This is a genomic window from Myroides guanonis, assembly GCF_900114085.1.
Classification (GTDB): domain Bacteria; phylum Bacteroidota; class Bacteroidia; order Flavobacteriales; family Flavobacteriaceae; genus Flavobacterium; species Flavobacterium guanonis.
Map to the genome: position 1 here is coordinate 1 of NZ_FORU01000005.1, position 13,215 is coordinate 13,215.

Sequence of the window (13,215 nt, forward strand, 5' to 3'; positions counted from 1 at the left end):
ACCTTAGCTTCCTGAATACTCATCTTTCCTTCTTTAATACTCAAAAGTACTTTCCGCTTTAGATTAGTTGAATATCTACGAGCTTGTCGAGTATTAAAAAACTCTTGACTACCGTATTTTTGCATCCAACCATTGACCGTGGTTTTATTTAAATTATATTTATTTATAACTGAAATTTGTGTAGCTCCAAACTCAACTTCCTGGACCACTTTTTCTATGAACTTTAGATGGTAACGTTGACTGGTTTTTTGTCCTGATTTTTCCATTTTTTCTTGTTTTGAACTGTACAGCTATTTCAGGACGGGTCACTTTGAATGGACCTTGAGTGGACTTTGAGTACTATTTCAATTGACTTCTAATAGAGAGTAGAAACTGTGTCTAAAAAGAGGATAATCATCATCTTTAGCATAGTGTTGGACTATTGAGGAGAATTATAGAGTTTATCAAGTCTATAAAAGACAAACAGAAGTGCAGTATTTGAAGTTTTTATTTATATTAGAGCAATGTTAGTTTTATGAAAAAACCTCAATTATAGTTGTCTTAATAAGTATGAAATACAAAATAACCATTCCAAAACCTTGTTCTGAAAACTGGGATTCTATGACTAGTGCTGAAAAGGGAAGATATTGTGCGGTTTGTGATAAAACAGTACATGATTTTTCGAGTTTTACCAAATCTGAACTTCAAGTTTTCTTAGAAGAAAACAAAGGAGTGTGTGGAAAAATCCCAACAAAGCTGCTGGATTTTCCTATGGCTAAAGAGAGGAGTTCTTATGCGGCAACTATAGCTTTGGCTGCCGTTTTAAGTGTGAGTCCTGCTATGGCACAAAATAACGAGAGAGAGATAGAAATTGGGGTTTCGACTGAAATAACTATTATGGGTGATGTTGCTGTAAATCCATCTGTTGATGAGTTTTTGCAAGAAAAACAAGTAATAATTAAAGGCAAGGTGGTAGATGCTAATGATAAAGTAGGTTTACCAGGTGTTGCGGTTTTTTTATCGAGTCATCCTGAAATAAATAGTACTGTGTATGCGGATTTTGAAGGAGTGTTTGAGTTTGAAGTTCCTGAAGATATTGAACTTGAAGATGTAATACTGAAATTTAGTTTTTTGGGATATACCGATCAATACGTAACTCCGAAAAAAGTGATGGAGTTTATTACGGTTAAATTAGAAGAAGAAGCACTTGGTGAAGTTGCGGTGTTTACCGTAGGCAAGGCAAAAGTGAAAAAGGAAAAAAAATCTAGAAACAAAAAGTAAGTTATAAGGTTTTTAAAGCTGTTATTTTCTGAAAACGTGTCATATCAAATTCTTTGCTAGTGTTGTTGATATTCTCATAAGTGTGTAGCGCTAGTTTTCTATATTCAATAGCTTTTTGAGGGTTTTCTGTATTTGCTTTTTCTGCCATTTCTACAAAAAAATCGGCTAATAACTCTTGGTTTTTTGAGTTTAGATTAGGGATGTCGTTTAGTGTTTTCCACTGTACTTCTTTTTCTAGACCGAGTATGGTTTGAAAGTCGATATTAAAATAACTGCCAATTTTTTCTATTGCCTTGTCTTCTGATATTTCTTTTTTTGAAAGTTGTTGTAACAGCATTCTTAAGAACTGGGCCATTTTTTCAATCATATCTAAAAGATAATCGCGTCTTTCCATTGTCTATCTAACAGGGCGTAATGTATTGCTAAACGTTACTCTAAAAGGAGTTTCTTTATCTGCGTTGTTTTTCATTACATAGATAAACTTAAACATCTTTGCGTGATTGCTTTCTATGGTGAGTGAACCTTCAGTAAAACCATCAGTTAACGTAAAGTCTTTAGTATTGTCTACGCGAATTGACTTGGCTATTCCCGATTTAAGATCGCTCATGGTCATTCCTCTATAAAAGGATCTGTCTTCATTGCTTACAGTGATGTTTTCACCTTTAAATCCTTTGGTAAGTATGACTACAGAATAGTTGTCTTCGGTTGCCTTCATTCCTTTAAGGTAGTCTTCTCTTGATTTTTCAGATACAGAACGGAAATCATCGCGTACTTGTGCGTATTCTGGTAAGTCAACTACATCTTTTTCTTCTGGAAGTCTGTTTTCTTCTTTAATTTCAGCAATCTTTTCTTCTATAGCTACTTCTTTAGGAGCAAAGATAGTAACCGTGCTTTTACACATTGAAAACAATAGTACGAGTGATAAAAGGGCAAGTTTTTTCATATTCTTCTTTAAGTGATGATTCAGAACAAATCGCAAGTAAGTATCTTTGTGGTTGTAAAGATATATTTTTTTGAACTAAATAAAAAGGTAGAAAGGATTTACCTTGTTTAAATACTAATTTGTGAATGGTGTACGATGTTATAATTGTTGGTGGTGGTGCAGCGGGTTTTTTTACTGCAATTAATATTGTTGAAAAAAACAAAGGGTTAAAAGTCGCGATTTTAGAGAGAGGCAAAGAGGTTCTTTCAAAAGTACGCATTTCTGGTGGTGGACGTTGTAATGTTACCCATGCTTGTTTTGACCCAAAGGAGTTGACGCAGTTTTATCCTCGTGGTTCTAAGGAATTGTTAGGGCCTTTTCATCAGTTTTGTTCTGGAGATACTATTGCTTGGTTTGATGAGCATGGAGTTGAATTGAAAATTGAAGAGGACGGTAGGATGTTTCCTACTTCTGATTCTTCTCAGACTATTATAGACTGCTTGTTGGAAGCTGCTAAGAAAGCAAAAATAGCTATTTTAACAGGGCATAGTGTTCAAGAGGTTTTTCAAAAAGAGTCTAGTTGGAAAGTGGATACCAATCAAGGTGGAATGGAAGCGAAGTATTTGGTTTTTACTACGGGTAGTAATCCTAAGATGTGGAACTTAATTTCTGAGTTGGGACATACTGTTGTAGAGCCGGTACCATCACTTTTTACTTTTAATATTAAAGATCCACGTATCAAAGATTTGATGGGGGTTTCTTCTTTAGCAGAGGTTTCTGTAAGAAATTCTAATTTGGAGGCGTCAGGTCCTTTACTAATAACGCATTGGGGAATGAGTGGGCCGGGTATTCTTAGATTATCTGCATGGGGCGCGAGAGAATTATTTAATAAGAACTATCAATTTGAGATTCTGGTAAACTGGCTTCCTGGAGAAACTACTTCTTCTGCGATGGAGATTTTATTGGGTTTAAAAGATGAACATGCGAAAAAATGGGTGATTAAGAAATCTCCATTTGATTTCCCAAACCGTTTGTGGGAGCGTTTCGTTATTGCAGCTGGGATTGATGAAGAAGCAAAATGGGCAGACCTCAATAAAAAACAATTGCAAAGTTTGGCGGAACAGTTAACCGCTGCTTCATTTCACGTAAATGGAAAAAGTACTTTTAAGGAGGAGTTTGTTACAGCTGGTGGTGTAGACTTGAAGGAAGTTAATTTTAAAACTATGGAGAGTAAAGTATTGCCTAGCGTATTTTTTGCAGGTGAAGTATTGAATATAGATGCTATTACTGGAGGGTTTAATTTTCAGAATGCATGGACTACGGGTTTTATTGCCGCTCGTGAAATAGCTACTAGAAATGAATAGAGAGCGATTTTCTTTTTATAATAGGGGAACAAGAGCTGTGATGCTTTTTGTAATGATTCCTCTTTTTTTGTTTTTAACGGCATTGTTTGTCAGCACTCAAAACTCATTTCTTTCGATGATTGCGTTTTTCTTTTTTGTGTTGCTTTTGGTGTTTGTTTATAAATCATGTTTTATCCATGTGTTTATAGATGAAAAAGGCATTCGTTATAAGAGTCTTTTTAAAGAAAAGTATATTGCTAAAAAGGAGCTTTTAGATGTTTTGATTGTTCAAAAGCAACGCCGAAATGAACCGCTATATATTAGTTTTAAAGATTTTTATGAGAAGGGGTTGTATGGAGGTAGTGGTTTCTTAGTTTTCCGTGCAGCGAATGAACTTCCGAAAAGCAATGCATTTGTGTTTAGCAATCCTATAGATTCTTTTTATATCAGTGTGCAATATAGAAAAGAAATGGAACCTTGGGTGTTGAGATTGATAAAGGAGTAAATAGCAACTAGGAATGGCGGTTTTGTATTGTCATAAGTGTGTTTTTATAAATTAAAGTTATCTTTGTAAAAGCTGTTTTATGCAAACAGTAGAATAGAAGATTACAACTATGATAGATGATACGTTTTTTATAGCTAAAGCTATAAATCCTACCTTGGAAGAAGGTGTTTTTTCTTGGAGTGCACCTAGTAATATTGCTCTAATTAAATATTGGGGGAAAAAGGAACATCAGATTCCTGCTAACCCCTCTTTGAGTTTTACATTGAAAAACTGTAAGACGATTACTTCATTGCGCTATAAACGTAAAGAGGTTGTTGGTATTGGTTTCGAGTTGTTGTTTGAAGGACAACCTAAAGAATCATTTAGACCTAAAATTCAAAAGTTCTTTGAGCGTATTTTACCGTATTGCTCTTATATATCCAATTATAATTTTATAATAGATACCTCAAATACGTTTCCACATAGTTCGGGTATTGCTTCTTCGGCTTCTGGTATGGCTGCTTTGGCTGTCAATATTATGTCGTTAGAGCGCGCGCTTTTTCCCGATATGACACAGGAGTTTTTTTACCAAAAGGCTTCTTTCTTGGCTCGTTTAGGTTCTGGTAGTGCTTGTAGAAGTGTTTCTGGTTCAATAGTGGTTTGGGGAGAAAATGAAGAGTTTTCAGAAGCGTCGAATTTGTTTGGAGTTCCTTTCTCAGCAAAAGTGCATGATGTTTTTAAAGATTATCAAGATGTGATATTATTGGTTGATAAAGGCGAAAAACAAGTTTCAAGTACAGTAGGTCACGATTTAATGCATCATCATCCGTTTGCAGAACAACGCTTTGCGCAAGCGCATACAAATTTGAAAGATTTGAAGGTGGTGTTGCAGTCTGGAGATTTGGAGGCTTTTATGGCTTTAGTAGAAAGTGAAGCTTTGACGCTTCATGCTATGATGATGACTTCAATACCGTATTTTATTTTAATGAAACCTAATACGTTGCAAATTATTGAGCGTATTTGGAAGTTTAGAAAAGAGCACGGAGTGCCAGTTTGTTTTACTTTGGATGCGGGTGCGAATGTTCATTTATTGTTTCCAAAGGCATATAAGGTTGAGGTAATGGATTGGATTGCTAGTGATTTGGCGGATTATTGTCAACAGCAACATTATATTGCAGATGAAATTGGTGAAGGGGCTGAAAGACTTAGTTTGTAGTAGCTTGAATTAAAAAGAGTAAAAGGGAGAATGATTGTAACGATTGTTTTCCTTTTTTTTGATTATTTGGTAAGTAAGGGTGAGGGATATTTTACAGTGTTGTTTATCAAATGATTTGTTGATTTATATGGTGGTGTAGGATGTGATTATTTTGTATATTTACTATAGAGATTTTCCATTAGTGGCATGGGAATTGATTATTGAGTAATATTAAAAACATGTTATTATGAAAAATAGATTTACAAATTTTGGTATAGCTGTTTTGACTATGTTGTCTTGGGGAGCTTGGGCTCAAGTTGAGCAGCAGAATCCTAACTTTGAGGAAAGTTTAGATTATTACATGGGAGTTAATGATTCATTGATTCAAAATATGGGAACTACGGTGCAGAATACTTATAAAGCTTATGATTGGTATGAAGCACGTGAGGAGCGAAGAGCGCAACGAAGAGCATATCGTCATGAAGAGCGTATGAATCGAAGTTATTATATGGATTATGACTATCCTAATTATAATTATTATCCTAGCTATTACAACTATAGAAGATGGATACCTACAATTGGATTTAGAACAGGGAATTTTTGGTTTTCCTTTTAATTAATAAAAAAACATAAAACATATAATTATGCAAATGAAACGTATAGCATTGGCTGCTTTGTTAGTAGCGTCAGGAGTTTTTATTACCTCATGTGGAAGACAAGTAACTCGTATCAGTACAGAGGATGTAGTTGATATTAGCGGTGGTTGGAATAATTCTGACTCTAGAATGGTTGCAGAAGAAATGACACAAGCTGTTTTAACTGGTGCTTGGATTGGAAATCATCAGGAGGATAATCAAGGTAAGAAACCGGTTGTTATTGTTGGGATGGTTCAAAACAAAAGTCATGAACATATAGATGCAGAAACTTTTGTAAAAGACGTAGAGCGCTCTTTTATTCAATCGCAAAAAGTTCGTTTGGTACAAGGAGGGAAAAAACGTGAAGAACTTCGCGGTGAACGTGCTGACCAGCAAATCAATGCTTCTACAGCTACTATGAAAAAGTTTGGTTTAGAGAATGGAGCGGATTATATTTTGCAAGGTTCAATCAATTCTATCGTGGATGCGCATAAAAAACAAAAAGTAGTTTATTATCAAGTTGACTTAGAGTTGACAAATATTCAAACAGGTGAAGTGGTTTGGATTGGAGATAAAAAAATAGCGAAACAAGTTAAAAGATAAACTATGGTTTTAAAGCAAACCATTTTTAAAATATGTAAAACATCAGTTCTTTTTGGGCTGATGTTTTTCGTGTTTGGTTGTGCTTCTTATCACGATCGAATTAGTGATTATTATCAAAAAGTAGGGGCAGGTGATTGGGTAGAGGCTGAAAAAACTCTTGATAAAAACCCCTTGTTAACGAAACCGCGTAACAAATTACTTTACTTGATGGAGAAAGGGCGTTTAGCCCATTTGGCAGGAGAGTATGCAAAGAGTAATCAGTATCTAAACGAGGCTGATATGTTATATGAAGTAGGGTTAAATAGTACGGGCGATGCTATAGTTGGTGCAGTGCTTAATCCTATGTCACAGAATTACAAAGGGGAAGATTTTGAAATCTTTATGTTGCATTATTACAAGGCGCTTAATTATTTTTATTTAGGGGATAAAGAAGCAGCTATTGTTGAGGCACGACGTATTAATTTGCAAACACTTGCGCAAAAGGATAAGTTCAACGATAAGGATTCTAGATATTCTAAAGATGCTTTTTCTTTGATTTTGCAAGGTTTGATTTATGAGGCAGATGGAGATATAAACAATGCTTTCATTGCCTATAGAAACGCTGTGGAAGTATATCAACAATCTGAAGAAGGAATTTATTACGGTGTTTCTATTCCGGAAAACCTGAAGTATGATGTTATGCGCACTGCTTATAAAATGGGATTTACTTCGGAGTTGAGAAAATTTGAAAATCAATTTGGAATGACCTTTAAGGACTATACGGAAACAACGGGTGGTGAATTGGTTTTGTTTTGGGAAAACGGTGTTGCTCCTATAAAAAGACAAGAGGATTTGTTTTTTACTTTGGTGAAAGGCGATAATGGAAGTCTGTTCTTTACGGATGCTTTAGGAGGTCTTGTGATTCCGTTCGACTTTGGTTTTGCAGGAAGTGCGAATTTGAGTGATATTCACAGTTTACGAGTTGCTTTGCCGAAGTATGAGGCAAAACTTCCTTTATATCGTTCCGCAACAGCTAGTACTGGTAAAGATGGTTTCTCTTTAGAGTTGGTGGAAGATGTAAATACTTTAGCTATTCAAACGTTGAAAGAACGATGGGGAAAAGAGCTAGGGAGTGTTTTAACTAGACTTGCAGTAAAAAAGGCTACGGAATATGCATTGACTTCTTCTGCAAAGTCTTCTAATGGCAATAATGATGTGTTGTTGGAGGGGTTAGGATTAGGAGTGCAACTTTTTAGTATGTTGTCTGAAAAGGCAGATACTCGAAATTGGCAGAGTTTACCTGGATATATTAGTTATGCTCGTATTCCGCTAGAAAAGGGAGATAATAAAATTCAATTGCGTTTGACGAAGTCAAACGGTGAGGTTGTAGATGAGGTGATTCATGTAGCGGGAAGTGGAGGTTTGCAGTTTTATAATTATAGTACTTTGAAATAGTTGTTGATCAACTTATTCAAATGTTAGAAAAAAGAAAGAGTTTTGAAGAATAAATATTGTACACATTGTAGAGCTGAAATTATTTGTAATGCTGAGGCTATTGAGCAATGTGATTGTAAAAAAGTTAATTTGAGTCAAGAGACTGTTGCTTTTTTAGCAGGAACGTATCATAAGTGTTTATGTAATGCTTGTTTGATGAAGATAGATGGATTGGTTGCAGCTGCAAAAGGAATGCCTTTTCCAACTCGACGTAGTGAGATGATTGAAGGAGTTCATTATTACATTGAGAATGGCTATTTTGTTTTTACTGAGTTATATCATTTGATGAAAGGACAGTGTTGCCAAAATGGTTGTAGGCACTGTGTGTATGGCTTTAAGAATCAGCATTTGTAATTTTTGAAAATTGTCTGATGTTTTATGTCGTTGATTTTAAGCGTTTTTGTGAGCTGTGTGAAGATTTTTAAAGCTTGCTTAACGTTGTTATCTATTAAAAAAACCGTATTTTTGTATTTCAATATACTTTTGTTGCTATGAAAGGACCCTTATTTTATTCTAAGATTCTTCTTTTTGGAGAATATGGAATTATACGAGACTCTAAAGGTTTATCTATCCCTTATAACTTCTACAATGGGGCATTAAAGGTGGAGTCGAACTTGGAAGGTGAAGCTTTGAAATCCAATCAAAGCTTGTTGCAGTTTGCTTCTTATTTAGAGGATTTACAAGAACGAAAACCTGAATTGGTTCAGTTCGATATGGATTCTTTTAAGCAAGATATTGCTACTGGACTTTATTTTGATTCTAGTATTCCTCAAGGATATGGAGTTGGGAGTAGTGGTGCTTTAGTTGCTGCGATTTACGATAAATATGCAAAGGAGAAGATTACTGTTTTAGAGAATCTCACTCGTGAAAAGCTATTGATTTTAAAAACTGTTTTCGGAGAAATGGAATCTTTCTTTCACGGAACAAGTTCTGGTCTAGATCCATTGAATAGTTATTTGAGTCTTCCTATTTTAATTAATTCTAAAGATAATATAGAGCCAACCGGTATTCCTTCTCAACAAGTTGATGGGAAAGGTGCTGTGTTCTTGTTAGACTCTGGTATTGTAGGGGAAACAGCTCCTATGGTTACTATTTTTATGGAAAACTTGAAGGACCAAGGGTTTCGCAAGATGTTGAAAAATCAGTTTGTGAAATACACAGATGCATGTGTTGAAAGTTTTTTGAAAGGGGATATGAAGTCCTTGTTTTCAAACACAAAACAATTGTCAAAAGTTGTTTTTAATAATTTTAAACCTATGATTCCCGAGCAATTTCACAAAGTGTGGGAAAAGGGAATTGAAACAAACGACTACTATTTAAAGTTGTGTGGTTCTGGTGGCGGAGGCTATATATTAGGGTTTACACCTGATTATGAGAAAGCCAAAGAAGCTTTGAAGGACTATAAGCTTGAAGTGGTTTATAAGTTTTAGTTTCATAGGGTGTCAAATGCTATACTAAATGGTGTCAAGAAAAACCAAGTTGATATTGGCTAAGATTTTTAGTCTTTTCTCCGTGGTTCGCGGATACAATATTTTTGTTATTGTCGTAGCACAATATCTTGCTTCTATCTATATTTTAGCACCTCAAAAACGCGCGTTAGATGTTGTTTTAGATTGGCGCTTATTCTTGATTATTTTCTGCTCTTCTTTGGCTATTGCCGCAGGGTATATTATAAATAATTTTTATGATGCAGAAAAAGATTTAATCAATAGACCTAACAAGAGTAAGTTAGATAGATTGGTGAGTCAAACCACCAAACTTCGCGTTTATTTTTTTCTAAATTTTTTATCGGTTAGTATAGTGTCTATTGTTTCAATACACGCGGCACTATTTTTTTCTGTCTATATTTTCATTCTTTGGTTTTACTCTCATAAGCTAAAGAAATTTCCCATTATTGGTAATCTAACAGCTTCTTTTCTTGTTATACTTCCTTTTTTTGGTATTCTAATGTATTTCAAGTACTTCTATAGTGCGATTTTTGTACATGCTTTTTTCCTTTATTTATTAGTTCTAATTCGCGAAATGATTAAGGATTTGGAGAATATAAAAGGAGATTTAGCAAACAACTATCAAACAATACCAGTGCGTTTTGGTGAACTTGCTACGAAGGTAGTGGTTAGTATATTGGTGTTTCTTTCCTTATTTCCTACTCGTTTTTTAATAGTGGAACATCAAGTAGGGTATATGATTTACTATTTTTATTTAAGTATTGGAGTTCTTGTTTTCTTTCTGGTTAAGTTGTGGTTTTCTAAGACCACGTTGCAATATCATAGGTTACATATTGTACTGAAACTGCTTATTCTATTGGGAGTTTTTTCTATTATGCTCATTGATCCGGAAGTTGTCGTAAATGGTAAAGAACTGTTTGAGTCTCTTTAAGATGAGAGATGTTGCTGCATTTTATTGTTAAGTTCTTATCAAAGTAAGCTATTTGAAATTAGACCCCAAATAGTAAGCTATTTATGTATTATCTTTGCAAAAATAAGTAGCGATGAACAAGGGGAAACCAAATCATAAAAATACATCAAGAAAAGGTTCAGTCGGGCCAAAAAAGCAGGGGGCAAAACCTTTTAAAAGAGAAGAGTCTAAGTCGTTCAAGAGAGACGAGACAAAGCCTTTTAAAAGAGATGATTCTAAGTCATTTAAGAGAGACGAGACAAAACCTTTTAAAAGAGATGATTCTAAGTCATTTAAAAGAGACGAGACAAAGCCTTTCAAAAAAGAAGATTCAAAACCATTTAAGAGAGAAGAAGGTGCAAAAGAAGATGGAGCGAAAAGAAATTTTTCTAACAACCGACCTTTTGGGGCTACTAAACCAAAACCTAAAGCAAGAAAAATTGCTGCGGAATCTGATGATATTAGGTTGAACAAATACATTGCAAATTCTGGATTATGCTCTCGTAGAGAAGCGGATATTTACATCGTTTCAGGTAATGTTAAGGTAAATGGGGAACCTATTACTGAGATGGGATATCGCGTGAAGCCTGGTGATGTTGTGAATTTTGATGGAAGTTTGGTTACTCCTGAAAAACGCCTTTATGTTTTGTTGAATAAGCCAAAAGGATTCGCTACTAGTAATGATGAGATTATAACAGAAGAAAACGTTATAAGCTTGGTGAAAACAGCTTCTAAGCATCCTTTACAACCTGTTGGGCGTATGGATAAAACAACTTTAGGGTTATTGTTGTTTACTAATGATTCTGATTTGTTACAAAAGTTAAATTCGCCAGACCATCGTTCTTTTAAAATGTATCAAGTTTCTTTAGATAAAAATCTAAAGTACACGGATATGGAGAAAATTAAAGATGGTCTAACGATTGCTGATCACCGCGTTTTTGTTGATGAAATAGCTTATGTTGACGGACAAGCAAAAACTGAGATTGGTATAAAATTGAAAGCTTCTAATGTTAAATTGGTGCGTTCTCTTTTTGAACAACTTGGCTACGATGTTTTAAAAGTAGACCGCGTGATGTATGGTGGTTTAACTAAATGGAATTTACCTAGAGGTAAATGGCGTTACTTAACGGTAGAAGAAGTTAGAAACTTGAAAAACGGTTAATTTGAAAAATAGATTGTGTTAGGGCATAATTAATAAATGCCTAAACTATATAAAAAAGGTTCTTTGGAAGTTTTAAAACTTTTAAAGAACCTTTTTTAGTGCTTCTATGTTTTGAATGTTATTTAAAGATTGTCGATATGATACAAAAAGGGCTGTTACATAATCTGTAACAGCCCTTTTTGTATGAGAATATGATGCTTATTTATTTTCCATTAACAAGCTTACTCTTCGTATCTCTTTGAATAATTCAGAAGAGTAAACAAAATCTACTAAATCTTCGTTCTGTGTTCTTAGAATTTCTTTGTGATTTCCATTCCACACTAGTACACCGTCTTTAAGGAATACTATGTGTTCTCCAATTTCTAATACAGAGTTCATATCATGAGTATTGACAACAGTAGTCATCTGATATTCATGTGTGATTTCTTGTATAAGATTATCAATTACAATAGCTGTCTTAGGATCAAGTCCTGAATTTGGTTCGTCACAAAACAAGTACTTAGGGTTGTTGACAATTGCGCGTGCAATAGCAACCCTTTTTTGCATACCTCCTGATATTTCAGAAGGTTTTTTACTATTAGCTCCTTCTAAATTAACCCTTTCAATTACTTCATTAGTCCTCATGGCAATTTCTTTGGAGGATTTATTTGTAAACATTCGAAGTGGAAAGGAGATGTTTTGTTCAACAGACATAGAGTCAAATAACGCACTTCCTTGGAATACCATCCCTATTTCAGTACGTAAATCCCTTTTTTCTTTCTTGTCTAATTTTGCATAATCTCGTCCGTCAAAGGTAATGGTTCCAGAATCAGGGATGTGAACTCCTAATAATGTTTTTAATAGAACCGTCTTACCCGAACCACTCTGACCGATGATTAGATTGGTTTTTCCAGTTTCGAATACAGTACTGATACCTTTTAATACTTTAGTCCCATTAAAAGATTTTTCTATGTTCTTTACCTCTATCATTTGCTTAATAGTAATTGAGTTAATATATAGTTGGTTAGAATAATAGCAACACTCGTCCATACAAAAGCAGTAGTACTCGCTTTACCTACTTCTAGTGCTCCACCTTTCATGTAATAACCATAAAATGCAGGTATACTTGCTAGTAAGAAACCAAAAATAGCTGTTTTAATTAAAGCGTATACAATGTGAAATGGTATGAAAGTATCTTGTAATCCAAGTATAAATTGCTCTGATGTTACAAAACCTCCCATTACACCACCGAACCAACCACCTAATATACCTAAGAACATACTAATACATATTACAAAAGGATATAAGATAATTGCTACTAGTTTTGGAAATACCAAGTAGTTTAATGAATTGATACCCATTACTTCCAGTGCATCTATTTGTTCTGTAACCCTCATGGTTCCAATGCTAGAAGTAATAAAAGAGCCCATTTTTCCCGCCATAATGATGGAGATGAAAGTAGGAGCAAATTCTAAGATTACTGATTGCCTTGTTGCAAAACCGATTAGATATTTTGGTATTAAAGGATTTGTAAGATTTAAAGCTGTTTGAATAGCTACCACCCCTCCTACGAAGAATGAAAGAAAGGAAACAATACCTAATGACCCTATAATTAAGTCGTCAATTTCCTTGAAGATTAATTCTTTCATCACTCTCCATTTTGTCGGTCTACTAAAGACGTCTTTGAGCATGATGAAGTAGAGTCCAATTTGAGTTAAAGCTTTCTTTATCATAAAAAAATTATATGTGGCTAAATTACCAA

Annotated in this window: 16 protein-coding genes; 11 read left to right on the forward strand and 5 right to left on the reverse strand. The window is 34.5% G+C overall.

Going from position 1 to position 13,215, the window contains the following annotated elements; all coding sequences use genetic code 11:
• Nucleotides 1-266 (reverse strand): hypothetical protein (locus tag BM024_RS05650; RefSeq protein ID WP_394333268.1); only part of this gene is annotated, 266 nt, incomplete at its 3' end.
• Nucleotides 267-549: 283 nt separating this feature from the next.
• Here BM024_RS05650 and BM024_RS05655 point away from each other — a divergent pair.
• A complete protein-coding gene (locus BM024_RS05655; protein ID WP_090678495.1) occupies nucleotides 550-1,260 on the forward strand; it encodes a carboxypeptidase-like regulatory domain-containing protein in 711 nt (236 codons plus the stop codon).
• Nucleotide 1,261: 1 nt separating this feature from the next.
• Here BM024_RS05655 and BM024_RS05660 read toward each other — a convergent pair whose 3' ends face one another.
• Together BM024_RS05660 and BM024_RS05665 are read right to left on the reverse strand one after the other, a co-directional pair.
• Complete coding sequence (locus BM024_RS05660) at nucleotides 1,262-1,654, reverse strand: hypothetical protein (RefSeq protein ID WP_090678496.1); 393 nt, start codon at nucleotides 1,652-1,654, stop codon at nucleotides 1,262-1,264.
• A 3-nt stretch (nucleotides 1,655-1,657) separates the two neighbouring features.
• Nucleotides 1,658-2,203 carry a hypothetical protein gene (locus BM024_RS05665; protein ID WP_090678497.1) on the reverse strand — a complete coding sequence of 182 codons (546 nt, stop codon included), beginning with the start codon at nucleotides 2,201-2,203 and terminating at the stop codon, nucleotides 1,658-1,660.
• A gap of 125 nt (nucleotides 2,204-2,328) precedes the next feature.
• Between BM024_RS05665 and BM024_RS05670 the strand changes: the two genes are divergently transcribed.
• The 10 genes from BM024_RS05670 to BM024_RS05715 all read left to right on the forward strand — a co-directional run bounded on the left by BM024_RS05670 (nucleotide 2,329) and on the right by BM024_RS05715 (nucleotide 11,474).
• Nucleotides 2,329-3,546: a BaiN/RdsA family NAD(P)/FAD-dependent oxidoreductase gene (locus tag BM024_RS05670; protein WP_090678498.1), complete on the forward strand. Its 1,218-nt coding sequence runs from the start codon at nucleotides 2,329-2,331 to the stop codon at nucleotides 3,544-3,546.
• Complete coding sequence (locus BM024_RS05675; RefSeq protein WP_090678499.1) at nucleotides 3,539-4,030, forward strand: hypothetical protein; 492 nt, start codon at nucleotides 3,539-3,541, stop codon at nucleotides 4,028-4,030. Before BM024_RS05670 ends, BM024_RS05675 begins: the two co-directional genes overlap by 8 nt.
• A gap of 109 nt (nucleotides 4,031-4,139) precedes the next feature.
• Nucleotides 4,140-5,225: a diphosphomevalonate decarboxylase gene (locus BM024_RS05680; protein ID WP_090678500.1), complete on the forward strand. Its 1,086-nt coding sequence runs from the start codon at nucleotides 4,140-4,142 to the stop codon at nucleotides 5,223-5,225.
• Between the two features lie 226 nt (nucleotides 5,226-5,451).
• Nucleotides 5,452-5,820, forward strand: a complete 369-nt coding sequence (locus BM024_RS05685; RefSeq protein ID WP_090678501.1) for a hypothetical protein — start codon at nucleotides 5,452-5,454, stop codon at nucleotides 5,818-5,820.
• Nucleotides 5,821-5,848: 28 nt separating this feature from the next.
• Nucleotides 5,849-6,442, forward strand: coding sequence for a penicillin-binding protein activator LpoB (locus BM024_RS05690; protein ID WP_090678502.1), 594 nt, complete (start codon nucleotides 5,849-5,851; stop codon nucleotides 6,440-6,442).
• Between the two features lie 3 nt (nucleotides 6,443-6,445).
• A complete protein-coding gene (locus BM024_RS05695; protein WP_090678503.1) occupies nucleotides 6,446-7,876 on the forward strand; it encodes a COG3014 family protein in 1,431 nt (476 codons plus the stop codon).
• 42 nt (nucleotides 7,877-7,918) lie between these two features.
• Nucleotides 7,919-8,269 (forward strand): cysteine-rich CWC family protein, encoded by a 351-nt coding sequence (locus BM024_RS05700; protein ID WP_090678504.1) that lies wholly within the window; start codon nucleotides 7,919-7,921, stop codon nucleotides 8,267-8,269.
• 137 nt (nucleotides 8,270-8,406) lie between these two features.
• Nucleotides 8,407-9,345: a mevalonate kinase family protein gene (locus BM024_RS05705; protein WP_090678505.1), complete on the forward strand. Its 939-nt coding sequence runs from the start codon at nucleotides 8,407-8,409 to the stop codon at nucleotides 9,343-9,345.
• A gap of 28 nt (nucleotides 9,346-9,373) precedes the next feature.
• The gene (locus tag BM024_RS05710; RefSeq protein WP_090678506.1) at nucleotides 9,374-10,294 is read left to right on the forward strand and encodes a geranylgeranylglycerol-phosphate geranylgeranyltransferase; all 921 of its coding nucleotides are present in this window, start codon (nucleotides 9,374-9,376) and stop codon (nucleotides 10,292-10,294) included.
• A 112-nt stretch (nucleotides 10,295-10,406) separates the two neighbouring features.
• Entirely contained in the window at nucleotides 10,407-11,474 is a 1,068-nt protein-coding gene (locus tag BM024_RS05715) for a pseudouridine synthase (protein WP_090678507.1), read from the forward strand.
• Between the two features lie 198 nt (nucleotides 11,475-11,672).
• Here the strand turns inward: BM024_RS05715 and BM024_RS05720 are convergent, their stop codons facing one another.
• Nucleotides 11,673-12,443: an ABC transporter ATP-binding protein gene (locus BM024_RS05720; protein ID WP_090678508.1), complete on the reverse strand. Its 771-nt coding sequence runs from the start codon at nucleotides 12,441-12,443 to the stop codon at nucleotides 11,673-11,675.
• Entirely contained in the window at nucleotides 12,440-13,186 is a 747-nt protein-coding gene (locus tag BM024_RS05725; RefSeq protein WP_090678509.1) for an MlaE family ABC transporter permease, read from the reverse strand. The genes BM024_RS05720 and BM024_RS05725 overlap by 4 nt, the downstream gene beginning before the upstream one ends.
• Nucleotides 13,187-13,215 lie beyond the last annotated feature (29 nt).

What these genes read in the sequence shown, in the direction of transcription:
- BM024_RS05675 (WP_090678499.1), top strand. Translation starts at nt 3,539, where the DNA reads ATGAATAGAGAGCGATTTTCTTTTTATAATAGGGGAACAAGAGCTGTG.
- BM024_RS05670 (WP_090678498.1), top strand. Translation starts at nt 2,329, where the DNA reads ATGGTGTACGATGTTATAATTGTTGGTGGTGGTGCAGCGGGTTTTTTT.
- BM024_RS05655 (WP_090678495.1), top strand. Translation starts at nt 550, where the DNA reads ATGAAATACAAAATAACCATTCCAAAACCTTGTTCTGAAAACTGGGAT.
- BM024_RS05710 (WP_090678506.1), top strand. Translation starts at nt 9,374, where the DNA reads ATGGTGTCAAGAAAAACCAAGTTGATATTGGCTAAGATTTTTAGTCTT.
- BM024_RS05660 (WP_090678496.1), bottom strand. Translation starts at nt 1,654, where the DNA reads ATGGAAAGACGCGATTATCTTTTAGATATGATTGAAAAAATGGCCCAG.
- BM024_RS05715 (WP_090678507.1), top strand. Translation starts at nt 10,407, where the DNA reads ATGAACAAGGGGAAACCAAATCATAAAAATACATCAAGAAAAGGTTCA.
- BM024_RS05725 (WP_090678509.1), bottom strand. Translation starts at nt 13,186, where the DNA reads ATGATAAAGAAAGCTTTAACTCAAATTGGACTCTACTTCATCATGCTC.
- BM024_RS05720 (WP_090678508.1), bottom strand. Translation starts at nt 12,443, where the DNA reads ATGATAGAGGTAAAGAACATAGAAAAATCTTTTAATGGGACTAAAGTA.
- BM024_RS05690 (WP_090678502.1), top strand. Translation starts at nt 5,849, where the DNA reads ATGCAAATGAAACGTATAGCATTGGCTGCTTTGTTAGTAGCGTCAGGA.
- BM024_RS05665 (WP_090678497.1), bottom strand. Translation starts at nt 2,203, where the DNA reads ATGAAAAAACTTGCCCTTTTATCACTCGTACTATTGTTTTCAATGTGT.
- BM024_RS05685 (WP_090678501.1), top strand. Translation starts at nt 5,452, where the DNA reads ATGAAAAATAGATTTACAAATTTTGGTATAGCTGTTTTGACTATGTTG.
- BM024_RS05695 (WP_090678503.1), top strand. Translation starts at nt 6,446, where the DNA reads ATGGTTTTAAAGCAAACCATTTTTAAAATATGTAAAACATCAGTTCTT.
- BM024_RS05680 (WP_090678500.1), top strand. Translation starts at nt 4,140, where the DNA reads ATGATAGATGATACGTTTTTTATAGCTAAAGCTATAAATCCTACCTTG.
- BM024_RS05705 (WP_090678505.1), top strand. Translation starts at nt 8,407, where the DNA reads ATGAAAGGACCCTTATTTTATTCTAAGATTCTTCTTTTTGGAGAATAT.